Source organism: Streptomyces sp. GMY02 (assembly GCF_019056675.1).
Classification (GTDB): Bacteria; Actinomycetota; Actinomycetes; order Streptomycetales; family Streptomycetaceae; genus Streptomyces; species Streptomyces odonnellii.
On record NZ_CP077658.1, the window covers coordinates 6,280,581 to 6,307,226 of the forward strand.

The 26,646-nt window shown below is 71.9% G+C and carries 24 protein-coding genes; 16 read left to right on the forward strand and 8 right to left on the reverse strand.

Features of this window, described 5'->3' with window-relative positions; translation table 11 throughout:
- The first annotated feature begins 37 nt into the window (after positions 1-37).
- Positions 38-1,075, forward strand: coding sequence for a C40 family peptidase (locus tag KQY30_RS26785; protein WP_217309044.1), 1,038 nt, complete (start codon positions 38-40; stop codon positions 1,073-1,075).
- Between the two features lie 111 nt (positions 1,076-1,186).
- The gene (locus tag KQY30_RS26790) at positions 1,187-2,437 is read left to right on the forward strand and encodes a hypothetical protein (protein WP_217309045.1); all 1,251 of its coding nucleotides are present in this window, start codon (positions 1,187-1,189) and stop codon (positions 2,435-2,437) included.
- Here the strand turns inward: KQY30_RS26790 and KQY30_RS26795 are convergent.
- Positions 2,394-3,656, reverse strand: a complete 1,263-nt coding sequence (locus KQY30_RS26795; RefSeq protein WP_217309046.1) for a glycosyltransferase family 87 protein — start codon at positions 3,654-3,656, stop codon at positions 2,394-2,396. The two genes, KQY30_RS26790 and KQY30_RS26795, sit on opposite strands and share 44 nt — an antisense overlap.
- 170 nt (positions 3,657-3,826) lie before the next feature.
- On the opposite strand from KQY30_RS26795, the gene KQY30_RS26800 reads away from it, so the two are divergent.
- The gene (locus KQY30_RS26800) at positions 3,827-4,981 is read left to right on the forward strand and encodes a glycosyltransferase family 4 protein (protein ID WP_217309047.1); all 1,155 of its coding nucleotides are present in this window, start codon (positions 3,827-3,829) and stop codon (positions 4,979-4,981) included.
- 233 nt (positions 4,982-5,214) lie between these two features.
- Here KQY30_RS26800 and KQY30_RS26805 read toward each other — a convergent pair whose 3' ends face one another.
- On the reverse strand, positions 5,215-7,011 hold the full coding sequence (locus tag KQY30_RS26805; protein WP_217309048.1) for a long-chain fatty acid--CoA ligase: 1,797 nt from the start codon (positions 7,009-7,011) through the stop codon (positions 5,215-5,217).
- A gap of 241 nt (positions 7,012-7,252) precedes the next feature.
- Between KQY30_RS26805 and KQY30_RS26810 the strand changes: the two genes are divergently transcribed.
- The 6 genes from KQY30_RS26810 to KQY30_RS26835 all read left to right on the forward strand — a co-directional run bounded on the left by KQY30_RS26810 (position 7,253) and on the right by KQY30_RS26835 (position 12,350).
- Positions 7,253-8,020 (forward strand): metallophosphoesterase, encoded by a 768-nt coding sequence (locus KQY30_RS26810; protein ID WP_217311344.1) that lies wholly within the window; start codon positions 7,253-7,255, stop codon positions 8,018-8,020.
- A gap of 56 nt (positions 8,021-8,076) precedes the next feature.
- A complete protein-coding gene (locus tag KQY30_RS26815) occupies positions 8,077-8,526 on the forward strand; it encodes an SRPBCC family protein (RefSeq protein WP_046507592.1) in 450 nt (149 codons plus the stop codon).
- 4 nt (positions 8,527-8,530) lie between these two features.
- Positions 8,531-9,739 carry an ArsA family ATPase gene (locus KQY30_RS26820; RefSeq protein WP_217309049.1) on the forward strand — a complete coding sequence of 403 codons (1,209 nt, stop codon included), beginning with the start codon at positions 8,531-8,533 and terminating at the stop codon, positions 9,737-9,739.
- A 168-nt stretch (positions 9,740-9,907) separates the two neighbouring features.
- Positions 9,908-10,408 (forward strand): DUF5304 domain-containing protein, encoded by a 501-nt coding sequence (locus KQY30_RS26825; protein ID WP_217309050.1) that lies wholly within the window; start codon positions 9,908-9,910, stop codon positions 10,406-10,408.
- 65 nt (positions 10,409-10,473) lie between these two features.
- A complete protein-coding gene (locus KQY30_RS26830; RefSeq protein WP_217309051.1) occupies positions 10,474-11,415 on the forward strand; it encodes an ROK family glucokinase in 942 nt (313 codons plus the stop codon).
- A 179-nt stretch (positions 11,416-11,594) separates the two neighbouring features.
- On the forward strand, positions 11,595-12,350 hold the full coding sequence (locus tag KQY30_RS26835; RefSeq protein WP_217309052.1) for an endonuclease/exonuclease/phosphatase family protein: 756 nt from the start codon (positions 11,595-11,597) through the stop codon (positions 12,348-12,350).
- A 222-nt stretch (positions 12,351-12,572) separates the two neighbouring features.
- Here KQY30_RS26835 and KQY30_RS26840 read toward each other — a convergent pair whose 3' ends face one another.
- Positions 12,573-13,190: a hypothetical protein gene (locus KQY30_RS26840; protein WP_217309053.1), complete on the reverse strand. Its 618-nt coding sequence runs from the start codon at positions 13,188-13,190 to the stop codon at positions 12,573-12,575.
- Positions 13,183-13,965 (reverse strand): carboxylesterase, encoded by a 783-nt coding sequence (locus KQY30_RS26845; protein ID WP_217309054.1) that lies wholly within the window; start codon positions 13,963-13,965, stop codon positions 13,183-13,185. The genes KQY30_RS26840 and KQY30_RS26845 overlap by 8 nt, the downstream gene beginning before the upstream one ends.
- 192 nt (positions 13,966-14,157) lie before the next feature.
- Between KQY30_RS26845 and KQY30_RS26850 the strand changes: the two genes are divergently transcribed.
- The 4 genes from KQY30_RS26850 to KQY30_RS26865 all read left to right on the forward strand — a co-directional run bounded on the left by KQY30_RS26850 (position 14,158) and on the right by KQY30_RS26865 (position 18,274).
- Entirely contained in the window at positions 14,158-14,871 is a 714-nt protein-coding gene (locus KQY30_RS26850; protein WP_217309055.1) for a 1-acyl-sn-glycerol-3-phosphate acyltransferase, read from the forward strand.
- Positions 14,872-15,032: 161 nt separating this feature from the next.
- The gene (locus KQY30_RS26855; protein WP_217309056.1) at positions 15,033-16,286 is read left to right on the forward strand and encodes a MacS family sensor histidine kinase; all 1,254 of its coding nucleotides are present in this window, start codon (positions 15,033-15,035) and stop codon (positions 16,284-16,286) included.
- A gap of 131 nt (positions 16,287-16,417) precedes the next feature.
- Positions 16,418-17,062 (forward strand): response regulator transcription factor, encoded by a 645-nt coding sequence (locus KQY30_RS26860; RefSeq protein ID WP_217311345.1) that lies wholly within the window; start codon positions 16,418-16,420, stop codon positions 17,060-17,062.
- Positions 17,063-17,245: 183 nt separating this feature from the next.
- A complete protein-coding gene (locus tag KQY30_RS26865; protein ID WP_046504948.1) occupies positions 17,246-18,274 on the forward strand; it encodes a 6-phosphofructokinase in 1,029 nt (342 codons plus the stop codon).
- Positions 18,275-18,417: 143 nt separating this feature from the next.
- Here KQY30_RS26865 and KQY30_RS26870 read toward each other — a convergent pair whose 3' ends face one another.
- Positions 18,418-20,310 carry an anthranilate synthase family protein gene (locus KQY30_RS26870; RefSeq protein ID WP_217309057.1) on the reverse strand — a complete coding sequence of 631 codons (1,893 nt, stop codon included), beginning with the start codon at positions 20,308-20,310 and terminating at the stop codon, positions 18,418-18,420.
- A gap of 368 nt (positions 20,311-20,678) precedes the next feature.
- On the opposite strand from KQY30_RS26870, the gene KQY30_RS26875 reads away from it, so the two are divergent.
- Together KQY30_RS26875 and KQY30_RS26880 are read left to right on the forward strand one after the other, a co-directional pair.
- Positions 20,679-22,031 (forward strand): class II 3-deoxy-7-phosphoheptulonate synthase, encoded by a 1,353-nt coding sequence (locus KQY30_RS26875; RefSeq protein WP_217309058.1) that lies wholly within the window; start codon positions 20,679-20,681, stop codon positions 22,029-22,031.
- Positions 22,032-22,200: 169 nt separating this feature from the next.
- Positions 22,201-22,464, forward strand: coding sequence for a bacterioferritin-associated ferredoxin (locus tag KQY30_RS26880; RefSeq protein ID WP_217309059.1), 264 nt, complete (start codon positions 22,201-22,203; stop codon positions 22,462-22,464).
- Between the two features lie 33 nt (positions 22,465-22,497).
- Here the strand turns inward: KQY30_RS26880 and bfr are convergent, their stop codons facing one another.
- Positions 22,498-22,977, reverse strand: a complete 480-nt coding sequence (gene bfr, locus KQY30_RS26885; RefSeq protein WP_217309060.1) for a bacterioferritin — start codon at positions 22,975-22,977, stop codon at positions 22,498-22,500.
- Between the two features lie 123 nt (positions 22,978-23,100).
- Between bfr and KQY30_RS26890 the strand changes: the two genes are divergently transcribed.
- Entirely contained in the window at positions 23,101-23,733 is a 633-nt protein-coding gene (locus KQY30_RS26890; RefSeq protein WP_217309061.1) for a sulfite oxidase-like oxidoreductase, read from the forward strand.
- Positions 23,734-23,792: 59 nt separating this feature from the next.
- Here the strand turns inward: KQY30_RS26890 and KQY30_RS26895 are convergent, their stop codons facing one another.
- Complete coding sequence (locus tag KQY30_RS26895; RefSeq protein WP_217309062.1) at positions 23,793-24,647, reverse strand: deoxyribonuclease IV; 855 nt, start codon at positions 24,645-24,647, stop codon at positions 23,793-23,795.
- A 6-nt stretch (positions 24,648-24,653) separates the two neighbouring features.
- The gene (gene pknB / locus KQY30_RS26900; RefSeq protein WP_217309063.1) at positions 24,654-26,549 is read right to left on the reverse strand and encodes a Stk1 family PASTA domain-containing Ser/Thr kinase; all 1,896 of its coding nucleotides are present in this window, start codon (positions 26,547-26,549) and stop codon (positions 24,654-24,656) included.
- Positions 26,550-26,646 lie beyond the last annotated feature (97 nt).

Here is a 26,646-nt window from a genome sequence, read left to right on the forward strand (position 1 = left end):
GCGTCAGTGCGTACAGCGGAAGGAAGTGCGGCTTCCTGTGGTGTCCCATCGCCGTCCCTCACAGTCCGGTCCCGGCTCCGCCTCGCGCGGCGGCGCGGCGGTGGCCCTGACCGCCGCCGTGGCCACGGCGGCCGTGGCGCTCGGAGCGGCCCCCGTGGGCGCCGACCCGGGGCAGACGCCCGAGGAGGTACGGGCCACGGTCGACCGGCTCTACGAACAGGCCGAGAAGGCGACCGAGCTGTACAACAGGGCGACCGAACGGGTGGACCGGCTGCGGGCGTTGGTGGACCGGGCCCGGGACAGCGCGGCGCGCGGCCAGGAACAGGTCAACCGGATGCGCGGGGCGCTCGGTTCGGTCGCCGGCGCGCAGTACCGCTCCGGCGGGCTCGATCCGGCGCTCGCCCTGCTGCTCTCCTCCGACCCCGACAGCTATCTCGACAAGGCTTCCTTACTGGAACGGGTCGGCGCCCGCCAGTCCGGTGCCCTGACCGAACTCAAGCGCGCCCAGCGGAGACTGGGACAGGTACGGACGGAAGCCGCCCACGATCTCGTCGAACTGGAGCGCAGTAGGGCCGTCGTCGCCCGGCACAAGCACACCGTCGAGGGCAAACTCGCGCAGGCGCGGCGGCTGTTGAACTCCCTGCCCGCCGCCGACCGGGAGTCCTACGCCCGCGCGTCCCGCTCCGGCCGCGACGGACTGCCCGTGCTCTCCGGCGCGGGAGCGGCCTCGGGGCGTGCCTCCGCGGCGTTCCTCGCGGCGCAGCGGGCCGTGGGCCGGCCGTATGTCTGGGGCGCCAACGGGCCTTCCGGCTTCGACTGTTCGGGCCTGACCCAGTGGTCGTACGCGCAGGCCGGGGTCGGTCTGCCCCGCACCTCCCAGGCGCAGCGGTACGCGGGCCGCCAGGTCTCCCTCTCCGAGGCGCGCCCCGGCGATCTGGTGGCGTACCGCGACGACGCCAGCCATATCGCGATGTACGCGGGCAACGGCCAGGTGATCCACGCCCCGTACCCGGGCGCGGCGGTGCGCTACGACCCGGTGGGCATGATGCCGGTCTCGTCGGTCACCCGGGTGTGACGCGCGCCCGGGCGCGGGCCGGGCGCCCGGGTGTGACGGGCCCCGGGGCTGACGGGCGCCCGGGTGCGACGGGCGTCCGGCCCGCGCCCGGCACCTCGTACCATCGGCGCTGTGGCGGGTCGGGTGGCGTGGGGCGCGGTGGGGCGGTGGGCGGCCGTCGTCCTGCTCGTGGTGTCCGGCTGGGGATGTACGGCGCCGGCCAAGGGGGCCGACCGTGCCGCCCGGGAGACGGCCCGGGAGATCGCCGCCACCCTGGACCGCCGGGCCGCGGCCGTCATGCACCGGGACGAGCGGGCCTATCTCGCGGTCGTCGACCCCTCCGCGACCGCGCTGCGGGCAGCCGCCCGGCGGGAGTTCGGGAATCTCGCCGAGGTGCCGCTCGGGTCCTGGACGTACCGGCTCACCGATGTCGAGCGCTCCGGCGACCGCGCCACCGTCCGCGCCGAACTGCGCCATCGGATCGCGGGCTACGACAGCGCGCCGGTCGCCGAGCCGCGCACGCTGGAGCTGCGGGAGCGCGCGGGGCGGTGGTACGTGACCGCCGACCTGCCGGGCGAGGGGAGCGGCGCCCAGCAGCTCTGGGAGCAGGGCCGGGTACGGGCCGTACGCGGCGCGCACAGCCTCGTCCTCGGGGTCGGCCAGGACGACGCCCGGCTGCGGGCGGTCGCGGACGCCGCCGACGCGGCCGTGCCCGCCGTCGCGGACGCCTGGCCGGACGGCTGGGCCCGCCGGGAGGTGCTGCTCGTCCCGGCCTCGTCCGAGGCCATGGCGAGGCTGCTGGGCGCCTCCACGGACGGCTACCGGGACATCGCAGCGGTCACCACGGGCATCTCCGCCGACGGCAGCGGCACCCCGGGCGCCTCGCCCGCCGACCGGATCGTCGTCAATCCCACGGCGTACGACACCCTCGGCACCTTCGGACAGCATGTCGTCCTCACCCACGAGACCACCCACGTGGCGACCCGGGCCGCCACCTCCGCCGCCACCCCGCTCTGGCTCTCCGAGGGCTTCGCGGACTGGGTCGCCTACCGGGGAACGGACCGTACGGCCGAGCGGATCGCCCCCGAACTCCAGCGCGCCGTACGCGCCGGCGACACCCCTGCCGCCCTGCCCTCCGACGAGGACTTCGCCTTCGGCGCCGGAGCGGACCGGCTGGCCCGGGCGTACGAGAGCGGCTGGCTGGCCTGCGAGCTGATCGCCGGGCGCTGGGGCGAGCGGAAGCTGACCGGCTTCTACCGCGCGGTCGGCGCCCACGCCGGGCGTGACGGCGCGGTCGAGGACGCCCTGCACACGGTCCTTGCCACGACCCCGGAGGACTTCACCGCGCGCTGGCGCGACTACCTTCGGCAGCGGCTGGGCTGACCGCTTCCCCGTCCGCCCGCGCTCCCGGCCGGGGTACGGTCCCGCGCCACAGCCGCCGGCAGGCGATCAGGCTCGCGGCGACCAGCAGCCCGTTCCGTACGAACAGCAGCGTCACGCCCACCGGATCGCCCGCCACCACATGTGAGAACAGCAGCGGGAATTCGAGCAGGGTCACCGCCGTCGCGGCCAGCACCAGCCACGCGGGCAGCGCCATCCGGGAGGAGCGCGGCACCAGACAGACCGCGGCCAGCCCGACCAGCCAGAGCATGTACTGCGGGCTGATCACCCGGCTCGTGGTCGTGAACAGCAGCACCGCCGCGAAGGCCGCCTCGCCGGGGGTGCCGGGACCGTACGCGCGCGCCCGCAGCCGCCAGACGAGCAGCCAGCAGAGAGCGAGCGCGGTCAGCGCCATCGCGGCCGTGCTGACCAGCCCCACATACGGCCCGACGAACTCCACGGAGCCGTAGTTGAGCAGCACCTGGCCGTCCCATCCATGGTGCCGTGCCAACTGGAACACCAGGGCGCCCAGCGACTCGATCTCGGTGCCCCGGTCCCGCTGGAAGGTCAGAAACGCCAGCGCGCCCGGCATCGCCACACAGCAGGCCACCACCAGCGCGGTTCCGGTGACGGCCGCCGAGGTCCAGGCACGGCGGGTGGCACGGCCGTGCGGGGTGCCCATCAGCAGCAGCACCGGCCAGACCTTCAGCAGCGCCCCGAACCCGGCCAGCGCGCCCATCGTGCGCGGTCTGCGCGCCCCCGCGAGCAGCGCGGCGACACCCACCGCCGTCACCATCAGGTCGTAGCGCGCGTACGACGTCGGCCCCAGCAGCGGCACCCCCGCCACCCACAGCCACGCCCCCCGGGGCGACCGGTCCGCACCCCGGGCGGCCCGCAGCAGCAGCGCCAGGACGGCCGCGTCGCAGAGGAAGGACAGCACGAAGAAGGCGGCGGAATAGCCCAGGAACGGCAGGGCGGCGGGGGAGAGGATCGCGAGGGCCGCGGCGGGCGGGTACTGCCAGGTGACATCGTCCAGCGGATACGTGCCGGTCTTCAGCACCTCGTACCAGCCGTGGTAGATCACCGACACATCGCCGGTGACATCGGGCCCCGGCACGGTGAACACCTTGAAGACGGAGAGCAGCAGAACGGCCCTGGTGAGGGACCACACCACAACAAGGGCGGTGACCGGGAGCCGCCGTGTGCCGCGCGTGCCCGCCATGACCACCCCGTCCGGTTGCCGGCTCTTCCGGCCGTCGCTGCCGATGCCCGTTGCCGCTGTTTCATGACGTTTTCTGCCCGATCGTCGGAGTCATGATGCCGGGCGGGGCCGTGGCCGATCCATGAGGCGGGGCCGTTGCGGGCGGGCGGTGGCGAGTACTGTCGGCGGCGATGCACAAGACACTGATCGTGACCAACGACTTTCCGCCGCGGCCCGGGGGCATCCAGGCGTTCCTGCACAACATGGCGCTCCGGCTGGACCCGGAGCGGCTCGTCGTCTACGCGTCGACGTGGAAGCGCGGCCGGGAGGGCGCGGAGGCGACCGCGGCGTTCGACGCCGAGCAGCCGTTCACGGTCGTACGGGACCGTACGACCATGCTCCTGCCGACCCCGCGTGTGACCCGGCGGGCGGCCGGCCTGCTGCGGGAGCACGGCTGCGAGTCCGTCTGGTTCGGCGCGGCGGCGCCACTCGGGCTGATGGCCCCGGCGCTGCGGAAGGCCGGCGCGCGGCGCCTGGTCGCCACGACGCACGGGCACGAGGCGGGCTGGGCGCAGCTTCCCGGTGCGCGGGGGCTGCTGCGGCGGATCGGCGAGTCCACGGACACGCTCACGTATCTCGGCGAGTACACCCGCTCGCGGATCGCGGGCGCGCTCTCCGCCGAGGCGGCCGCGCGGATGACACGGCTGGCGCCCGGTGTCGACGAGAAGACCTTCCACCCGGACTCCGGCGGCGCCGCGGTACGGGAGCGGCTCGGGCTCGCGGACCGGCCCGTCGTGGTCTGTGTCTCCCGGCTGGTGCCGCGCAAGGGGCAGGACACGCTGATCCGCGCGCTGCCGGCGATCCTGACGCGGGTGCCGGACGCGGTGCTGCTGATCGTGGGCGGCGGACCGTACGAGGGGGAGCTGCGCAAACTGGCGGCGGAGACGGGGGTCGCCGGGTCCGTGCGCTTCACGGGCGCGGTCCCGTGGGCCGACCTGCCCGCCCACTTCGGCGCGGGCGACGTCTTCGCGATGCCCTGCCGCACCCGGCGCGGCGGCCTCGACGTGGAGGGCCTGGGCATCGTCTACCTGGAGGCCTCGGCGACGGGCCTCCCGGTCGTCGCGGGCGACTCCGGCGGCGCGCCGGACGCGGTCCTGGACGGCGAGACGGGCTGGGTGGTCCGCGGAGCCCCGCCGGAACTGGCGGCGGAGGAGTCGGCGGACCGGATCGCCACGCTGCTGGAGGACGAGGGTCTGCGCCGGCGGATGGGAGAGCGGGGCCGGACCTGGGTGGAACAGACTTGGCGCTGGGACGACCTGGCCTCGGACCTGAGAAAGCTGCTGTAGGCGGCGCCAAATCAAGCCCGTCCGGCGCTTGAGGACGGAACGGGTGCCTCCGGTGCCGGGCGCGCAAATCCAGCCGGTCCGGCGGCGAATCAAGCCCGTCCGGCGCTTGAGGACAGAAGCGGTGACCCCGGCGCCGGGTGGGCAAAATCAGCCCGTCCGGCGTTTGAGGACACAGCACAGCCAGCCCGTCCGGCGATTGAGGACACGGCCCGGCAGCGCGTCCGCCGCCCGCCTCAGCGCTGGTAAATCGCCTCGATCTCGTCCGCGAAGTCCTTCGCCACCGCGTTCCGCTTCAGCTTCATCGACGGCGTGATGTGCCCCGCGTCCTCCGTGAACTGCGTCGTCAGGATGCGGAACTTCCGTACCGACTCCGCCTTCGACACCGCCGCGTTCCCCTCGTCCACCGCCCGCTGGACCTCCGCCAGCAGTTCCGGGTCCAGCCGGAGCGTGGCCGCCGTGGCGCCCGTCGGCTTGTTGTGGTCCCGCGCCCAGCGCGCCAGGAACTCCTCGTCCAGCGTGATCAGCGCGCCCACGAAGGGCCGGCCGTCGCCGACGACCATGCATTCGGAGATGAGCGCGTGCGCGCGGATACGGTCTTCGATGACCGCCGGGGCGACGTTCTTGCCGCCCGCGGTGACCAGGATCTCCTTCTTGCGGCCCGTGATCGTGAGGTAGCCGTCCTCGTCCAGCGTGCCGATGTCACCGGTGTGGAACCAGCCGTCGGCCAGTGCCTCGGCCGTGGCCGCCTCGTTGTTCCAGTACCCCGTGAAGAGGTGCTCGCCGTGGAGGAGGACCTCGCCGTCGTCGGCGATACGGATCACCGAGCCCGGCAGGGGCTGGCCGACCGTGCCGATCTTCTGCCGGTCCCAGGGGTTGAAGGCGGTCGCCGCGCAGGACTCGGTGAGCCCGTACCCCTCCAGGACCGTGAAGCCGATGCCCCGGAAGAAGTGGCCCAGCCGCTCGCCGAGCGGCGCGCCGCCGGAGATCGCGTACTCCCCGCGCCCGCCGAGCACCGCGCGTAGCTTCCCGTAAACAAGCCGGTCGAAGACCCAGTGCCGGACCCGCAGACCGAGGGACGGACCGCGCGAAGTGGACAGCGCCTTGCTGAACGCGATCGCCGTCCGCGCCGCCCGGTCGAAGATCCGGCCCTTGCCGGCCGCCTGCGCGGTGGCGCGCGCCGAGTTGTAGACCTTCTCGAAGACCCGCGGCACGCCCAGGATCAGCGTCGGCCGGAACGAGGCCAGCTCCTCAGGCAGGTTCTTGATGTCCGGTACGCAGCCGAGCTTGATCGGCGCCATCACCGCCGCCACCTCGACCAGCCGCCCGAAGACATGCGCGGCCGGCAGGAACAGCAGCACCGAGCACTCGCCCGTACGGAACAGCGGCTTCAGCCGCTCCACCGCGTTGCCGCACTCCGCGAAGAAGCTGCGGTGCGTCAGCACACACCCCTTGGGGCGGCCGGTGGTGCCCGAGGTGTAGACGATCGTCGCCGGATCGTCGGCCTTGGCCGTCGCCGCCCGCTCGTCGACCACCGAGTCGGGAACGTCCGCGCCCGCCTCGGTCAGCTCCCGTACACCGTCCCGGTCGATCTCCCAGACGTCCCGCAGATCGGGCAGCGAGTGCCGGACCGAGTCCACCGCCGCGCCGTGTGCGTCGTTCTCCACGATCACCGCGACCGCGCCCGAGTCACCGAGGATCCACTGCACCTGCTCGGCCGAACTCGTCTCGTACACCGGTACGGTGACCGCGCCCGCGCTCCAGATCGCGAAGTCGAGCAGCACCCACTCGAAGCGGGTACGCGACATCAGCGCGACCCGGTCGCCGGGCCGGATGCCCGTGGCGATCAGGCCCTTGGCCACGGCCCGCACCTCGGCCAGGAACTGGATGGCCGTGACATCGGTCCACTCGCCGGCCACCTTGCGGCCGAGGACCGCCACATCGGGGTGCTGAGCGGCATTGCGGCGGATGAGATCCGTCAGATTGCCGTCCGCGGGGACCTCGTACAGGGCCGGAAGGCTGAACTCGCGCAAGACTGCTGCTCCTCATCGGGCGCCGACGCCACGTGGCGAGCACGACTGGACTGCCCGGACGTTACCCACCGGTACTGACTCGCGCATAGGGGGTCCCGGCCAGATGTTCCCTGCGTCACACGTAAAAAGACGGTACTGCGCGCACAGTAGTCCACGCATCTGACACCACGGAAGGAACTGCAGGTCCGGCCCCCTCTATCGGGTGGGGGAAGGCCGTTCTAGGGTGATCGCCATGCCAGGTATGCGAGTCAATGTGATCAGTGATGTGCATGGGAACACCCAGGGTCTGCTGACCGCCGGCGAAGGCGCCGATGCCCTGATCTGCCTCGGTGACCTGGTGCTCTTCCTGGACTACGCGGACCATTCGCGCGGTATCTTCCCTGATCTCTTCGGTGTCGGGAACGCCGACCGGATCGTCGAGCTGCGCACCGCCCGCCGCTTCGACGAGGCCCGTGACCTGGGCAGGAAGCTGTGGGACGGGCTCGCCCTCGACCCCGCGGAGGCCATCGAGGGCGCGGTGCGCCGCCAGTACGCCGAGATGTTCGCCGCCTTCCCCACCCCGACGTACGCCACCTACGGCAATGTCGACATACCGGCACTCTGGCCCGAGTACGCGCGCGAGGGCACCACCGTCCTCGACGGGGAACGGGTCGAACTGGGCGGCCGCGTCTTCGGATTCGTCGGCGGCGGACTGCGCACCCCCATGCGCACCCCGTACGAGATCTCCGACGAGGAGTACGCGGCCAAGGTCGAGGCGCTCGGCGAGGTCGACGTCCTCTGCTCGCACATCCCGCCCGACCTGCCGGAGCTGACGTACGACATCGTCCCCCGCCGGTTCGAACGCGGCAGCCGCGCCCTGCTGGACGCCATCCGGCGCACCAGGCCGCGCTACGCCCTCTTCGGCCATGTCCACCAGCCGCTCGCCCGCCGGATGCGCGTCGGCTCCACGGAGTGTGTGAATGTCGGTCACTTCGCCGCGACGGGACGCCCGTGGGCCCTGGAATGGTGACCCGCGCACTCGCGATAGCCTGCACACCGCGTATCCAGTACCGGAGGAGCACGGCGATGGCGGAACACACCAGTTCGAGCATCACGATCGAGGCGGCACCGGCCGATGTCATGGGCGTGATCGCCGACTTCACCCGCTATCCGGAGTGGACGGGCGAGGTGAAGGAGGCCGAGGTGCTGGCCACCGACGGGCACGGCCGTGCCCAGCAGGTCCGGCTCGTGCTGGACGCCGGAGCCATCAAGGACGACCACACCCTCGCCTACACCTGGACCGGCGGGAACGAGGTGAGCTGGACCCTGGTGAAGTCCCAGATGCTGCGCGCCCTCGACGGCTCGTACCACCTGGCGTCCCTCGGCGGCGGCGCCCGTACCGAAGTCACCTACCGGCTGACCGTCGACGTCAAGATCCCCATGCTCGGCATGATCAAGCGCAAGGCGGAGAAGGTCATCATCGACCGCGCGCTCGCGGGCCTCAAGAAGCGCGTCGAATCCGCCCCCGGAGCCTGATCCGGTGCGTACGGTCCTGGTCACCGGTCCCGGCGGGGCAGGCCGTACGACCATCGCCGCGGCGACCGCCCTGGCCGCCGCCCGGCGCGGCGGGCGCGTCCTGCTGCTCTCCGCCGACCCGCTCGACACCCTGCTCGGCATACCGGTGGGCTCCCGGCCCACCGGCGCGGGCGGCGGCCTGTGGGCCGCCCGTATCGACTCCGGCGAGCACTTCCGTGACGAACTGCTCGCCTTCCAGGAGAAGGCCGCCACCGCCCTCGATCTGCTCGGCGCCCGGCGGCTGGCCGGCGAGGAACTCACCGAACTGCCCGGCAGCGACCGGTTCGCGCTCCTGCACGCGGTACGCGAGGCCGCCGCCGGCGACTGGGACGTCCTGGTCGTCGATCTCCCGCCGCTGCGGGACGCGCTGGCCGTCCTCGCCCTGCCCGAGCAGCTCCGCCGCTATCTGCGCCGGCTGCTGCCCCACGAACGGCAGGCCGCCCGCGCGCTGCGCCCGATGATGGCCCAGCTCGCCGGCGTACCGATGCCCGCGCAGTGGCTGTACGAGACGGCCGCGCGGCGGGACGCGGAACTGGCGGCCGTCCAGGCGGTGATCCAGGACCCGGCGACGACCGTACGGCTGGTCGCGGAGCCGGGGCCGGCCGCGGCGGAGGCCCTGAGGGTCGCGCGCACCGGGCTCGCGCTGTACGGACTGCGGGCCGACGCCCTCGTACCGAACCGGATCCTGCCCGCCGAGGCGGCCGGACCCTGGCTCGCGACACTGGTCGCGCAGCAGCGCAAGTACCTGGACGAGTGGTACGAGGAGTGGGCGCCCGGGGCGGCGCTGTGCCCGGTGGGGCACCTGGGCCGGGACCCGTACGGCCCGGACGACCTCACCCGCCTCGGCACGGGCGCCGCGGCCTTCGAGGGCTTCGCGGATCTGGCAACCGGGCTCGACGGACCGGGCGAGGGCGCCGGTGAGTGGCCCGTCGAGGACCGGCTCGCCGAGGACGGGCTGCTCGTCTGGTGCGTACCCCTGCCAGGAGCGGTCAAGAGCGAGCTGTCCCTGATCCGCCGGGACGACGAACTCCTGCTCACCGTCGGACCGTTCCGCCGAATCGTGCCCTTGCCGTCCGCGCTGCGCCGCTGCACGGTGACGGGCGCGGCCCTGACGGACGGCGTGCTCCGGGCGAGATTCTCCCCGGACCCGGCCCTGTGGCCCCGTACGCCCTGAACGTCCCCCGTACGCCCTGAGCGTCCCCCGGCGAGCAGGTCGTGTTTCCCGCCCGCGTGCGAACGGCGGAGACAGGACCCGCTCGCCGGGTGTTCGGGTACCGTCGAAGGTACGAATCCCTTCCGCTGCCCACGGCGGAAGGCCTCTGCCCCTGACGCAGGAGTCTCCATGAGCGATGCCACCGAGCGCCCCGCCACCGACTCGGACGCCTGGGCCGCGGCATGCGCCGAGGATCTGGAGGCGGAGCGGGCGCGCCGCCGCGCGGAATACGGACCGCCGCCCGTCTCCGCCGCCGAGGAGCTGCGCAAGCTGGTCGACGCGGTCGCCGACAAGGTCTCCTCGCTGCCGGGCCCCCTCTTCGGTGTCGCCGCGCAGGGCGCCGTCCAGCAGTTCATCAGCCAGGCCAAGGCCGTCGTCGAGCCGGTCATCGAGCGGAACCCGGGTGTCTTCGGCCATCTCGCCGCCGCGGGCAACGAACTCCTCGCCGCCTACCGGTCCGCCGTCGAGACCGAGGAGGGCCGCTGGACCCGGGACTCCTCCTCGGCGCCGTCCTCCGGAGCCCCCTCGCCGCTCGGCAAGGACGCCCCCTACGACACGAAGAAGTCCGACGACCCCACGGACCCCAGGGACGAAGGACCTGGTCCGAGCGGCCACATCGACCTGGACTGACTGCCCGGAGCCCGCCCTCGGGTACGGTTGACCACAGCGGGGCTCGACCGAAAACTGAGGGACACATGGGACTCACCATCGGCGTCGACATCGGCGGCACGAAGATCGCGGCCGGCGTGGTCGACGAAGAGGGCACCATCCTGGAGACGCACAAGGTGCCCACGCCGCCGACCGCCGAGGGCATCGTGGACGCGATCTGCGCCGCCGTCTCGGGTGCCGGCCGAGGACATCAGATCGAGGCGGTCGGCATCGGGGCCGCCGGGTACGTCGACGACAAGCGCGCCACCGTCCTGTTCGCGCCCAACATCAACTGGCGCCACGAACCGCTCAAGGACAAGGTCGAGCAGCGGGTCGGGCTGCCGGTCGTCGTGGAGAACGACGCCAACGCGGCGGCCTGGGGCGAGTACCGGTTCGGGGCCGGGCAGGGCCACGACGACGTCATCTGCATCACGCTCGGCACAGGGCTCGGCGGCGGCATCATCATCGGCAACAAGCTGCGCCGCGGACGCTTCGGCGTGGCCGCGGAGTTCGGGCACATCCGGGTGGTGCCGGACGGTCTGCTGTGCGGCTGCGGAAGCCAGGGCTGCTGGGAGCAGTACGCGTCGGGGCGCGCCCTCGTCCGGTACGCCAGGCAGCGCGCCAACGCGACGCCGGAGAACGCGCGGATCCTGCTCGGCCTCGGCACCGGCTCCCCGGACGGCATCGAGGGCCGGCACATCAGCGCCGCCGCCCGTGCCGGTGACCCGGTGGCCATCGACTCCTTCCGGGAGCTGGCGCGTTGGGCGGGCGCCGGGCTCGCCGATCTGGCCTCGCTCTTCGACCCGTCGGCGTTCATCGTCGGCGGCGGTGTCTCGGACGAGGGCGAGCTGGTCCTCGACCCGATCCGCAAGTCCTTCAGGCGCTGGCTGATCGGTGGCGAGTGGCGCCCGCACGCGCAGGTCCTGGCGGCCCAACTGGGCGGCGAGGCGGGCCTGGTGGGCGCCGCGGACCTGGCCCGCCAGGGCTGACCCCGCCGGATCCGCCGCGCGCCGGACGGGGCCGGGTGTGCCGCGTTTCCGGTCGTCGGACGGGCCGACTGCGCTCTGTCCTCAGTCGCCGGACGGGCTCATCAGCCCGTCCGGCGACCGAGGGCGAACCGGCGGCCGGGCGGATCCGGTGAACCGGTGCGGTCACGTATCGTGAGGGGATGGCGATGCCCCCGTTGCCCGACTCCCTTACCGAGCCGGATGGTTCGGCTGTGATCCGGGTGCTCAGTTACAACATCCGCTCCATGCGCGACGACCGCGAGGCGCTGGCCCGGGTCATCCGGGCCTGCGCTCCCGATCTGGTCTTCATCCAGGAAGCGCCCCGGTTCTTCCGCTGGCGCAAACGGGCCGCCTGGCTGGCCGCGCGGACCGATCTCGTCGTCCTCAGCGGCGGCGCCACCGCCTCCGGACCGCTGTTGCTCTGTTCCCTGCGCGCCACCGTCGAGCGGACCGAGGACATCCTGCTGCCGCTCACCCCGGGTCTGCACCGGCGCGGCTTCGCCACCGCGGTGGTACGTATCGGCCGGGCCCGTCTCGGCGTGCTGAGCTGTCATCTCAGCCTGCGGCCCGACGAGCGGTACGCACAGGCCGAGATGCTGCTCGACCGCCTCAAGGCCATGGACGTACCGCACGCGATCGCGGCCGGAGACCTCAACGACCGCCCCGACGGCCGGAGTTTCCGGCTGCTGGCCGGGGAACTCCAGGACTGCTGGGCGGCGAAGCCCTGGGGCGACGAATACACCTCGACCCCGGACCACCCCCACCAGCGCATCGACGCGGTCTTCGCCACCGGGGGTGTGGAGGTCCTGGGCTGCGGGGTGCCCCGGGGGCTGCCAGGAGTCACCGAGGCCGATCTGAGGGCGGCGACGGACCATCTTCCGGTGCTGGCCGCCCTCCGCGTACCGGCATCGTCCTAGGGGGTGTCTCGCCGATCTTGCCGGGCTCGCGGGGCCCGGCACGCACGCTCGCGGCGTTGTCGTCAGTCGCCTACGCTCCGCGTGGGCTCCCTCCTCCGCCTTGCGATCGCACGCACCGGACCCCGCTCACCGATCCGGCCTGATCGACAAGACACCCCCTAGCCCGCCCCGTCCCGCCCCCGCCCTCCCCGTACCCCTGCGACCGCCCCTGATCCCGGCCGCTCAGACGACCGCGCCGCGGCCCGGGTCGTCGTCCTCGTCGTCGCCCTGCTGCATCCGCGCCACCAGCGTGGCGAAGCCGCCCAGGAAGCCGCCCACGCAGATCGTCGTCAGCCACCAGGTCATGTCCCACTGGAGCAGCACGGCGATCAGCATCAGCACCGGTCCGCCGACCACCGCGAGCCAGGCGAACTTGGCCGTCACATCGGCCTCGGGCAGCGGCGGCGGCTCGGGCGGTACGAAATGCCCCTCGTCGCCCTCGTCGAAGTCCTCCTCCCGCGGCTCCTGCACCGAGTAGTCGCGCGGACCCCCGCCGCCGACCCCGGGCGCGAAGACGACCGAGCCGCCCAGCACGGGCTCCCCGTCGTCCGTGCCCTTTATGTCCTCGGCGTCCTTCTCGGGCGCGGCCCCCGGGGGCGGGCCCGCTGACTCCGGCTCGGATCCGGACCCCTGCCCCGAGCTGTTCTTCTCGCTCTCCAGCAGGGCCAGATCGTCCACCGATTTGAACGGCTTCGCGCCCGGCGGATCCGCCGGCTCCTCCCCGTACCCCGCGACGATCGCCGCCCAGGCCGCGTCCTCGTCGATCGGCTGCGGCTCCCGGTCCGCGTCATGCTCAGCCACCGCTGGTGCTCCCCTTCTGGCGGACGACACTCGGAGCGAGGCGGCCGATGAACGCGAGACTCTCCTCGAAAATCCGCTCCGCGTCATGGTCCAACGTCGCTACGTGGTAGCTCTGTTCCAGCAGGACCTCACGAACATCCCGCGACGAGACCCGGCTCAGGATCCTGGCTGAGTCCTCCGGCGGTACGACATGGTCCTGCGGGCTGCGCAGCAGCAACAGCGGCTGGGTCACCTGGGGCAGCGCCCCGTCCACCAGACGGAAGAAATTCCGCACGGAGTACGCCGCGTGCAGCGGCACCCGGTCGTACCCCAGCTCCGTGGCCCCCTCCTTGGCGATGTCGCCCGCGAGCCCCTTGACCGTCGGCACCAAGTGGCGCAGGACCGGCAGGAGATGGGAGGCCGCGCCATGCGTCGCGATCCCGGGGTTGACCACCATGACCCCGCTGACCGAGGGGCCGTGCTTCGCGGCGAGACGCAGCGCCAGCGTCGCGCCCATCGAGAGCCCGCCGACAAAGACCTGGCGGCTGCGCTCCAGCAGCTCCCGCAGCGCCCGGTCCACCTCCGCGTACCAGTCCTGCCAGCCGGTGAGCTGCATGTCCTGCCAGCGGGTGCCATGGCCGGGGAGCAGCGGCAGGGACACGGTGAGCCCGTGCCCGGCGAGATGCTCGGCCCAGGGGCGCAACGACTGCGGGGAACCGGTGAATCCGTGACAGAGAAGGACGCCGACCTCGCCGCCCTCATGGCGGTACGGCTCGGCTCCTGGAAGGACCGGCACCGGGGTCTCCTGTTCGTGAGGTTCGGAAGGTGTACTTCACCGTACGCGACCGGACCGACACCGACCAGATCCGTCCGGCCCCTGTGGAAAACAGCCGGACGGGACCGGGTACGAGCCGGGCAGGAGCGGAAGGGCGGCGCCCGCCCGCCACGCGTTAAGGTCTGTCCGACAGCGCGACAGGAGGCATTCGAGTTGATCTACGGTGCGATGAAGTTCTCCATCGGAGGGTCGCTGAAGCTCGCCTTCAGGCCCTGGGTGGAGGGCCTCGGGAACATTCCTGCCGAGGGTCCCGCGATCCTCGCGAGCAACCATCTCTCCTTCTCCGACTCGTTCTTCCTGCCGGCCGTCCTCGACCGCAAGGTCACCTTCATCGCGAAAGCCGAGTACTTCACCTCGCCCGGTATCAAGGGCCGGCTCACCGCCGCCTTCTTCAAGGGCGTCGGCCAGCTTCCGGTGGACCGCTCGGGCGCGCGCGGCGCGGGCGAGGCCGCGATCCAGAGCGGGATCAAGGTGCTTGAGCGCGGTGAACTCTTCGGTATCTACCCGGAGGGCACCCGCTCGCCCGACGGCCGCCTCTACCGCGGCAAGCCCGGCGGACTGGCGCGGGTGGCGCTCGCGACCGGCGCGCCCGTGATCCCCGTCGCCATGATCGACACCGAGAAGATCCAGCCGCCCGGCCAGGTCGTGCCCAAGCTGATGCGGCCCGGGATAAGGATCGGCAAGCCGCTGGACTTCAGCCGGTACCAGGGCCTGGAGGGCGACCGTTTCATCCTGCGCTCGCTGACCGACGAGGTCATGTACGAGATCATGAAGCTCTCGGGCCAGGAGTACGTGGACATCTACGCGACGGCGGCCAAGCGCCAACTCGCCGAACGGGCAAAGGCGGCGGGCACCGGCGGCGAGTGATCCGCGAGGGGCGGATCCACCAGGGGGAAGGTTCACAGGGGGAGAGGGCCATCGACCGTCGGCACGGGTTCGCGGCGCACTGGAAGCAGGGCTTCGCGGGACCCTGGAAGCGCGGCCTCGTCGCGCGCTGGAGACGCGCCGCGCCGCGCGGGGAACGGCGTATGTCGGTCGAGCAGCCGCTCTGGCGGGCGCTGTCCTTCTACCGGCCCCTCACGATGGTCTACGCGATCCTCATCTTCGTCCTCGACCCCGACCGCTTCGAACGCCCCTGGATCGCCCAGGGATTCCTCGCCTTCCTGGCCGTCTGGACCCTCGCCACGCTCCCGCGGGTCGCGAACGCCGAGAACTGCACCAAGCGCTTCCTGGTCGCCGATCTCACCGTCGCGCTCACCGGCATCCTGCTCACCCCGCTCGCCGACACGGACGCCCAGCAGATCGACGGGCCCACCCTGCCGTCGATATGGACCGCGGGCTCGGTCCTCGCCTTCGCGATCAAGGGCGGCTGGCGCTGGGCCGGCGTCGCGTCCTCGTTCGTCGCCGCGGCCAACCTGGTGGAGCGCGGCCACCCCAGCCGGGACACCCTCCACAATGTGCTGCTCGTCTGGGTCGCCTCCATCGCCATCGGCTATGTCGTCGAGGTCGCCCGCGCCTCCGAACGCACCCTCGCGCGCGCCCTGAAGATCGAGGCCGCGACCCGGGAACGGGAGCGGCTGGCCCGCGACATCCATGACAGCGTGCTCCAGGTGCTGGCCATGGTGCAGCGGCGCGGTACGGCGCTGGGCGGCGAGGCCGCCGAACTGGGCCGGCTGGCCGGCGAGCAGGAGATCGCCCTGCGCACCCTGGTCTCCAGCGGACTCGTCACCGCGGTCCGCGCTCCTGAGGACGCCTCCGAATCCACCTCCGGGGTTACCGCGCCGGGTACGGCCGTACGTACGGAAGGGCGCGACGGCGGGCCGGACGGCGATCAGGGACCGGACGGCGACGAGCAGGGACCGTGCGATCTGCGCTCGCTGCTCGCCCCGTACACCGGACCGAAGGTCACCTTCGCCGAGCCCGGCGCCCCCGTACTGCTGGCACCGGCGGCGGCCAGGGAGCTGACGGCCGCTGTCGGCGCCGCCCTGGACAATGTCCGCAGACACGCGGGCGCCGATGCCCGCGCCTGGATCCTGGTCGAGGACTGGCCGGAGGAAGTGATCGTGACCGTCAGGGACGACGGCCCCGGCATTCCGGACGGACGGCTCGCCCAGGCCGAGGGGGAGGGGCGCCTCGGTGTCGCCCTGTCGATCCGGGGCCGGCTGCGCGAGCTGGGAGGCACGGCCGAGCTGGTCTCGGTGCCGGGCCAGGGCACGGAAGTCGAGCTGAAGGTTCCACGGGCACCGCGGGCACCACAGGTACGGGGGAAGGCGGAACGATGAGCGAGCCGAACGCAGACCGCACGGCAGAGGCAGCGGCCTTGAAACGCATGGAGAGCACCACCAGTACGACCAGCACGGACAGAACGGATAGCACGGGCAGCTCGGACAGCGCTGACGGGCCGATCAGGGTGATGGTCGTCGACGACCACCCCATGTGGCGGGACGCGGTCGCCCGCGATCTGGAAGCGGCCGGTTTCGCGGTCGTCGCCACCGCCGGGGACGGCCCGCAGGCGGTGCGCCGGGCACGGGCGACCACACCCCGGGTGCTTGTCCTCGACCTCAATCTGCCCGGGATGCCGGGCGTCCAGGTCTGCAAGGAACTGGTCGGCTCCACCCCGGGGCTCCGGGTGCTGGTCCTCTCCGCCAGCGGCGAGCACGCCGATGTGCTGGAGGCGGTGAAGTCCGGCGCCACCGGCTATCTGCTCAAGTCGGCCAGTACGGAAGAGCTGACCGACGCCGTGCGCCGCACCGCCGAGGGCGACCCGGTCTTCACCCCCGGCCTCGCGGGCCTGGTGCTCGGCGAGTACCGGAGGCTCGCCTCCGAACCCGTGCCCGCCGCCGCGGACGAGCCCAAGGCGCCCCGGCTGACCGACCGGGAGACCGAGGTCCTGCGGCTGGTCGCCAAGGGACTCTCGTACAAGCAGATCGCGGAGCGCCTGGTCATCTCCCACCGGACGGTGCAGAACCACGTGCAGAACACCCTTGGAAAGCTACAATTGCATAACAGGGTGGAACTGGTCCGTTACGCGATCGAACGCGGCCTCGACGACGCCTGAGACCTCACGACGCCCGAACCGGCCCGGGACACACCGGAACCGGCCGTCCCGGCGGATCCGGTGAAACCACCTCGGTCCGGCCTCTGGTGCAACGTGACGCCTCCCGCGCACCATGCCGAAGTGACCTGAGTCACCCCGCCTGTGGCCCGGGTACCCCACCGACGGCGAAGGGAAGTGCTTTCCATGCGAGTCGGAGTACTGACCGGGGGCGGCGACTGCCCCGGGCTGAACGCGGTCATCCGCGGGATCGTACGCAAGGGCGTCCAGGAGTACGGGTACGAGTTCACCGGGTTCAGGGACGGCTGGCGCGGCCCGCTGGACGACGACACCGTACGGCTCGACATCCCCGCGGTGCGGGGCATCCTGCCACGCGGCGGCACCATCCTCGGCTCCTCCCGCACCAATCCGCTCAAGGCGGAGGACGGGGTCCGCCGGATCCGGGAGACCCTCGCGGCGCACGGGGTCGACGCGCTGATCGTGATCGGCGGCGAGGACACGCTGGGGGTGGCGGCGCGACTGTACGACGAGTTCGGCATCCCGTGCGTCGGCGTGCCGAAGACCATCGACAACGATCTGTCCGCCACGGATTACACCTTCGGGTTCGACACCGCGGTCGGTATCGCCACCGAGGCGATCGACCGGCTGCACACCACCGCCGAATCCCATATGCGCGTGCTGGTCTGCGAGGTGATGGGTCGTCACGCGGGCTGGATAGCGCTCCACTCCGGGCTGGCCGGCGGCGCGAACGTGATATTGATCCCCGAGCGGCGCTTCGATGTCGAGCAGGTGTGCGCCTGGGTGACCTCGCGGTTCAAGGCGTCGTACGCGCCGATCGTGGTCGTCGCGGAGGGCGCGATGCCGAAGGACGGCGATCTGGTCCTGAAGGACGGCACGCTGGACTCGTTCGGGCATGTCCGGCTGTCGGGCGTCGGCGAGTGGCTGGCCAAGGAGATCGAGCGGCGTACGGGCAAGGAGGCCAGGACGACGGTCCTGGGCCATGTCCAGCGCGGCGGCACCCCGAGCGCCTTCGACCGCTGGCTGGCGACCCGCTTCGGCCTGCACGCGATCGACGCGGTGCGGGACGGGGACTTCGGGAAGATGGTGGCGCTGCGGGGGACGGACATCGTCCGGGTGCCGATCGCCGAGGCGACGGCCCAGCTCAAGACGGTGCAGCCGGAACTGTACGAAGAGGTGAGCGTGTTCTTCGGCTAGGCCCTGTCCGGCGCCGGGCCCGCCCGGCTGGCCGGTTCGTCCTCAATCGCCGGACGGGCTTGATACGGCTGGACGGCGCCGTGCTGCGGGGCCGCAGGCCGGAAAATCAGCCCGTCCGGCGATTGAGGACGGCCTCGCGGGGCCTACGCGCGTACCGCGACCCCCGTCAGCAGCGCCGTCACGATCCGCGGGCCGTTCAGGGTCAGCACCGATTCCGGATGGAACTGGACCGAGGCGAAGCCCGGGCCCCGCAGGGCGTGGACCTCCGTGCCGTCGTGGCTGACCTCCACGCCGTCCGCCGCCAGTGCCGCCACGGCGGCCGCGTCGCAGCGGGCCGTGAAGCTGCTGTAGAAGCCCACCGTCTCCTCGTGGCCGAACAGGTCGATCCTGGTCTGGGCGCCCTGGTACGGGACCCGTTTGCGTACGATCTCCAGGCCCAGTTCCGCCGCGATCAGCTCATGGCCGAGGCACACGCCGAGCAGCCCGTGCCGCCGGCGCCCGCTCAGCAGTCCGGCCGTGAGGGAGCGCAGCAGCCGCATCTTCGGGTCGGCCGGGTCCCCGGGGTCGCCGGGGCCGGGGCCCAGGACCACCGGGCCCTCGTGCCCGAGTGCCGTCTCGCGCAGGCCCGGCTCGTCGTACCGCCGTACCGTCACCTCCAGGCCGGCGGACCGCAGCAGATGCGCCAGCATCGCCGTGAACGTGTCCTCGCCGTCCACGACCAGGGCATGCCCGCTGAGAACCGTGGAATCAGCGGAATCAGCGGGATCGGTCCGCATCCGCAGCCAGAACGGCGCCAGGTCCGCCCGCCGCGCGTCCAGCGCCGCCCGTACCCGCGGGTCGTCGGCGAGGCGCGGGCGCTCGGACATGTCGTGCGGCCGGCCGGGCCGTACGCCCAGCGCCGCCAGCACGCCCGCCACCTTGGCGTGTGTCTCGGCCACCTCGCTCTCCGGCCGTGAGTGGCGTACGAGCGTCGCACCCACCGGCACCCGCAGCCCGCCGTCGCGGCCGATGTCCGCGGTACGGATCAGAATGGGCGAGTCGAGCGTCTGCGTGCCGCCCGCGTCCCGCCCGATCAGCGCGAGCGCGCCGCCGTAGTAGCCGCGCCCGCCGGCCTCATGGCGTTCGATGACCCGGCAGGCGTTCTGCACGGGCGAGCCGGTGACCGTCGCGGCGAACATCGTCTCCCTGAGCACCTCGCGCACATCGAGCGAGGACCGCCCCCGCAACTCGTACTCCGTGTGCGCGAGATGGGCCATCTCCTTGAGCCGGGGGCCGATCACCACCCCGCCCCGGTCGCCGACCGTGCACATCATCTTCAGCTCCTCGTCGACGACCATGGACAGCTCGTCGGTCTCCTTGCGGTCGCCCAGGAAGTCCAGCAGCGCTTCCGGGGCCGGCCCGCCGGGCGGATAGCGGAAGGTCCCGCTGATCGGGTTCATGACCACCGTCCCGCCGCTCATCCGGACATGGACCTCGGGGCTCGCCCCGACGAGCGTGCGCTCCCCGGTGTGGACGACGAAGGTCCAGTACGCGCCCCGCTCACCGGCGAGCAGCCGCCGGAACAGGGCGAGGGCGTCGGCCCGGGAGAAGCCGGGGATCCGGCCCTCGAAAGTGCGCCGGATGACGAAGTTGGCCCCTTCGCCCCGGCCGATCTCGTCCTCGATGACCCGCCGTACGGTCTCCCCGTACCGCTCGTCGTCGAGATCGAACGCGCCGTCCTCGACCCGTACCGCATGGGCCGGCAGCCGGTCGAGCACCTCGGCGAGCGGCAGTTCGTACGACTCGTCCGCCACCAGCACGGACAGTGGCGTCCCGTCGTCCCGGACGTCGAAGCCGCGCTCCCTGATCTGCCGGAAGGGCACCAGGGCGAGCGCGGGGGTGTCGCCGGAGGGGAGATCGGCGAGCCGGGCGGCCTCGCGCACCGGGCCGATCAGCAGCTCCACGGTGTCCTGGGCCCGGCCGGGAGTGCGGCGGCGCAGCAGGGCGAAGGGCGGACAGTCGTCGTGGGTGAGGCGGTCGAGCGGATTCTCGGGCATCTGCGGTGTTCCTTCCGGAGAGGGAGAGGAGGAACGGCCGCTTTCTCCCCGGTCCGCCAGGGGCCCGGAAAAGACTGAAGGCCGCCCCTCGGGCGGCCTTCGCGATTCGTGCTGCGCGCTGAATCAGTGGGCCGCCGGACGAGCGGTCCACCACCAGGTCTGATGCGAAAGCGCGAGCATGGCAGGCACCTTAGCGCATGGAACACGGGAGCCCGAACGTATGGGCCTCGCGTATGGGACTTGAACGCACGGGGACGGACGAGTCCGCGCGCACAGGGCGGCTGAGCAGGGCGGGGAGGACAAAGGTTCACGTTCCATACTGTGAGAGCCGCCGGTACCGCGCCGCGCGACCACGTAATCTTGGGCGCGTGACAGTGAGCGCTGAGAACTCCGCGACCTACGAGCCGTCCTGGCGAGACCTGCCCGCAGCCCAGCAGCCGGAGTATCCGGACCGGGACGCCCTGCGTGGGGTCGTGGCGGAGCTGGAGGGCTATCCGCCGCTCGTCTTCGCGGGCGAGTGCGACCAGCTCCGTGCCAGGCTCGGGGCTGTCGCCAAGGGCGAGGCGTTCCTGCTCCAGGGCGGCGACTGCGCCGAGGCGTTCGACGCGGTCTCCGCGGACCAGATCCGTAACAAGCTGAAGACGCTCCTCCAGATGGGCGCGGTCCTCACCTACGCGGCGGCCGTGCCCGTGGTGAAGGTCGGCCGGATCGCCGGGCAGTACTCGAAGCCGCGTTCCAAGAGCACCGAAACCCGCGACGGCGTGACGCTGCCGTCCTACCGGGGCGACTCGGTCAACGGCTTCGACTTCAACGAGAAGGCCCGGATCCCGGACCCCGAGCGGCTGAAGCGGATGTACCACGCGTCCGCCGCGACCCTCAATCTGGTCCGCGCCTTCACCACCGGCGGCTACGCCGATCTGCGCCAGGTGCACGCCTGGAACCAGGACTTCGTGAAGTCGTCCCCCTCGGGCCAGCGGTACGAGCAGCTCGCCCGCGAGATCGACAACGCGCTGAACTTCATGAAGGCGGCTGGCACCGACCCGGCCGAGTTCCGCACGGTCGAGTTCTACTCCTCGCACGAGGCGCTGCTGCTGGACTACGAGTCGGCGCTGACCCGGGTCGACTCCCGTACCGGCGGGCTGTACGACGTATCGGGCCATATGGTGTGGATCGGTGAGCGCACCCGCCAACTGGACGGCGCGCACATCGAGTTCGCGTCGCGGATCAGGAACCCGATCGGGATCAAGCTCGGTCCGTCCACCACGGTCGACGAGGCGCTCACGTACATCGACCGGCTCGACCCCGAGCGCGAGCCCGGCCGGCTGACCTTCGTCGTCCGGATGGGCGCGGACAAGGTCAGGGACAAGCTGCCCGCGCTGGTCGAGAAGGTCACGGCGTCCGGGGCCACGGTGGCGTGGGTCACCGACCCGATGCACGGCAACACCTTCGAGGCGGCCTCGGGCCACAAGACGCGGCGCTTCGACGATGTGCTGGACGAGGTCAAGGGCTTCTTCGAGGTCCACAAGGGCCTGGGCACCCACCCGGGCGGTATCCATGTCGAGCTGACCGGTGACGATGTCACCGAGTGCGTGGGCGGCGGCGACGAGATTTTCGTCGATGATCTGCACCAGCGGTACGAGACGGCCTGCGACCCGCGGCTCAACCGCAGCCAGTCGCTTGACCTGGCGTTCCTGGTCGCCGAGATGTACCGCGACCAGTAGGAGCGGTCGGCCGGAAGCGGCTTTTGCGTGGTGGGGCGCGGATCGATGTGATCCGCGCCCCACCGGCGCTTTCCGGCCTTCTGCCGGCCGGAAATGGAAGGTAAGGTCAGGCTGGCCTCACCAACTGGAGGGGCGGCCCGATCGACCGTTCCGCCGGGAGGTGAACCGCGTGTACGTCTGCTCCTGCTTCGGCATCACCGAGACGGAGGTGAGGGCGCACGCGGATGCGGGGGCGTGCACACCGCGCCGGATCGCGTCGGTCAGCAAGGCCGGCACCGACTGCGGCTCATGCGTGCGCCGTATCCAGTCGATCCTCGGCCGGGGCGCCGGCTGCCCGCGCCGGGAACTGCTGGGCGGGCCCGCCGAGGCCCCCGCGGGCCTGGTGGACGAGGCCCTGGTCGTGCCCGAGACGGTCCTGACCGAGGCCGCCTAGACCGGACGACCGGCGAAGTCCTGGCTTTCCGGCCTAGCTGTCCGGCTGTTCGATGACCTGGGCGATGTACAGCGCCTCGCCCAGCTTTCCGACCAAGTCTAGCTGCGTGTCGAGATAGTCGATGTGGTCCTCCTCGTCCGCGAGGATCGACTCGAAGATCCGCTTGGACGTGTGGTCCGACGCGGCCCGCATCACCGCGATCCCGCGTTTGAGCCGGTCGATCGCCTCCACCTCCACCTCGCGGTCGGCCTGGAACATCTCCGTCACCGTCTGCCCCACCCGCACATGGAAGAGCCGCTGGTAGTTGGGCAGGCCCTCCAGAAAGAGAATCCGGTCGGTCAGCAGCTCCGCGTGCCGCATCTCGTCGAACGACTCGGCCCTGGTGTGGGCGGCGAGCTTCGTCCAGCCGAAGTGCTCCTGCATCTTCGCGTGCAGGAAGTACTGGTTGATCGCGGTCAGCTCGGCCGTGAGCTGCTCGTTGAGGAATTCGATGACCTCGGGGTCGCCCTGCATCGCGGGGACTCCTTCCGGACGAGTGCCAATGGCGAGTGCCAATAAATACATGCTTATCAGCAATTGCCGGAATCGGTCCGACCTGGTCATGACCACCCTCCCCCGTCTGTCACCATGGAGGGCATGGGTCAGCCGGAGAGCCGGGAGTATCGAGAGCCGGATCAGGCCCGGCTGCCACCGGGGCAGCGCCTCCAGCGCGGCTGGCCGGTGACCCACTACGGACCCGTACCGAAGTTCAGACCGGACCGCTGGGAACTCAGGGTCTTCGGCGCCACCGCGGACGGCGACAAGCACTGCTGGAACCACGAGGAGTTCTCGGCGCTGCCGTTCTCCACCGTCGTCGCCGATCTGCACTGTGTGACGAAGTTCAGCATGGTGGGCGCCGAATGGGGCGGGGTCCCGGCCCGTACGATCCTGGACCTGGCACCACCCGGGCCCGCCGTCACGCATGTGATGGTCTGGGCCGAGTACGGCTTCAGTTCGAATCTGCGGCTCGCGGACTTCGCCTCGGACCGTACGATCTTCGCCACCCACAAGGACGGCGAACTGCTCACCGCCGAGCACGGCTTTCCGGTGCGGCTGGTCGTACCGCATCTGTACGCCTGGAAGGGGCCCAAGTGGGTCCGGGGCGTGGAGTACATGACCGCCGACCGCCGGGGCTTCTGGGAGGAGCGCGGCTATCACAATGTCGGCGACCCCTGGGCCGAGCAGCGCTACTCGTACCAGGAACTGCCGGGGGAGGGCCCGGAGCTGTAGGACACGAGCCGTGCCGTGCCGGCTGTAACGTGCTGGCCCTTCGCGGCCGGCCTCCGTGGTCAGCCGTCGCGCAGTTTCTTCAGCAGCCGGATGTCCGCCGCCTGCCCCTCCTTGCCGCCGGGCGTCTCGATCACCAGCGGTACGTTCTCGGTCGCCGGATGCGAGAACAGCTCGCGGAAGGGCTCCTCGCCGATCTGCCCGGCCCCGATGTTCACATGCCGGTCCTTGTGCGCGCCGACCACGTCCTTGGAGTCATTGGCGTGGATCAGCTTGATCCGGCCCTCGCCGACCGTACCCACCAGCAGATCCAGCGTCTGCCGCATCCCGTACGGGCCCGCCAGATCGTGCCCGGCGGCGAACACATGGCAGGTGTCCAGGCATATGCCCAGTTTCGGATGGGAGTCGAGCGCCTCGAAGTACGGGCCGAAGTCCCAGGTCCGCGAGCAGAGCGAGAAACCCTGTCCGGCCGTCGACTCCAGCAGCAGATACGGGTCGTCGTCATGGGTCAGCTCGTCGAGGAGCGGCAGCATCCGCTCCCGTACCTGCGCGAGCGCCACCTCGCGGGTACGGCCGCCGGTCGCCGAGCCCGTGTGCACCACGACGCCCCGCGCACCGATCGCCCGGCCCCTGCGCAGGCTGTGCCGCAGGGACAGCACCGACTGCTCGGCGGTCGCCGGGGTGTGCGAGCCGAAGTTGATCAGATACGGGGCGTGCACATACGCCGAGATCCCGCCGGCCTCGCACTCCGCGCGGAACCGTTCGTCCTGCGCGGGATTCCCGGTGGGCGTCGCCCAGCCACGTGGATTGGCGACGAAGACCTGGACGGTCTCGGCGTCAAGATCGCGCGCGTACGCCAGACCCGTCGTCGCGAGGCCGCCGGCCACGGGGACATGGCCGCCGACAGGGTTGCGCATGGAGTTCTAGAGCCCCTTGGTCGTGATCGTGATGGTGCTGTTCTCGGGCGCCTCGTCACCCGCGTCGACCGACTGCTCGGCCACGGTGTCGTCCAGGAACGGGAAGCCGCGGTCGACCTCGACCACGAAGCCGGCCGCCTCCAGCAGACTCTTGGCCTTGTCGGTCGTCTCGCCGACGACATCCGGTACGGGGATCATCCGAGGGCCCTTCGAGACCGTCAGCGTGACGGTGTCGCCACGGGCGAGCTGTGAGCCCTCCGCGGCGGACTGCCGGGCGACCGAGCCCTCGTCCTCGGGGGAACTCACCCGTACGGCGGCGATCCGGACCCTGAGGCCCGCCTCCTCCAGTTCGGCGGTGGCGTCGTCCACGGACTCCCCGGTGACATCGGGCATGTCGACCGGGCTGCCCTTGCTGACCACGAGGGCGACCCCGGAATCGGGGCGTACGGATGTCCCGGCCTCCGGCGCCGAACTCAGCACGGAGCCCTGGGCGGTCTGTTCGTCGAACTCCCGGCTGACCACCCCGGCGGCCAGTCCGGCCTTGGTCAGCGCGCGCCGCGCCTGGGCGAGCGGCATGCCCGTCAGATCCGGGACGCGGACGGTCTCCGGGCCGCGCGAGACGACGAGGGTCACCGGGCCGTCGCCGCGGATCCGGGCGAGGGGCGCGGGATCGCTGCGCATGACGGTGCCGCGGTCGAAGGTGTCGCTGAAGTCCTTGGTGACCCTGGCTTCGAGCCCGGCGTCGGCGAGCCGCCGCTTGGCCTCCTGCTCGGTCTGGCCGAGGAGCGAGGGGACGCGGGTGAACTGGCCGGAGTTGATGTACCAGACACCGGTCCCGACCCCCAGCACCAGCAGTACGGCGACGACGGCCGCGACGACCCCTCGGCGGGGAGCGCGCCACGACCATGCCCGGCCGGGCCGGTCCGGGCGGCCGGGCGGAGGCATCTCCAGTCGGCTGGTGCGGTGCACGGCGGGGCGCGGGATCACGGCCGTACGGTGGTTCGCCCCGGCCTCTTCCTGGGCCCTGGCCCCGGGCGGCACGGCATCGAGCTGCGCGTCATCGAGCGTGGCGCGGGCCTCGCGGGTCCTGGCGAGCAGGGCGACCGCGTCGTGCGGGCGCAGGTCCGGGTTGCGGGCGGTGGCCGCCGCGACCAGCTCGTCCAGCTCGACGGCGAGCCCGGGAACGGCGGCCGACGGCGCGGGAACGTCCTCGTTCAGATGCCGGTAGAGCACCTGCGCGGGGGTGTCCCCGGCGTGCGGCTTGGCGCCGGTCAGCATCTCGTGGAGGACGACCCCGCAGGCGTACACGTCGACCCGGGGGTCGGAGGTGCCGTACTCGATCTGCTCGGGCGCGAGATACGACACGGTGCCGAGGACGGTGCCGGTCGTGTTGGTGACATCGCCCACGGCCCGTACGAGACCGAAGTCGGCGACCTTGACCCGGCCGTCGTCCCCTATCAGCACGTTCTCCGGCTTCATGTCCCGGTGGACGAACCCGGCGCGGTGCGCGGCCCCGAGCGCGGCGAGCACCGGCTCCAGGATGTCCAGCGCGGCCCGTGGCTGGAGCGCGCCCCGCTCGCGCAGTACGTCACGGAGCGTGCACCCCGCGACGTACTCCATCGCCAGATAGACATACGCCCCCTGCGCGCCCTGGTCGTACACCGCGACCACATTGGGATGCGCCAGCCGCGCCACGGACTTGGCCTCCCGGATGAACCGTTCCACGAACGTCACGTCGGCGGCGAGGGCGGGGTGCATGACCTTGAGCGCGAGCACCCGGTCGAGACGGGTGTCAACGGCCCGGTAGACGGTGGCCATGCCGCCGACGGCGATACGGGCGTCCACGCGGTAACGCCCGTCGAGCACCTGCCCGACGATGGGGTCGTGAAGGGTCGTATCCACCCCTTGAGTCTACGAGTCACGTCTGCGCGGGCGGGCCTGGCGGTGCGAAGAGCACACCCGGCGCCGGGGAACTTTCCAGCCCGTCCGGCGTTTGAGG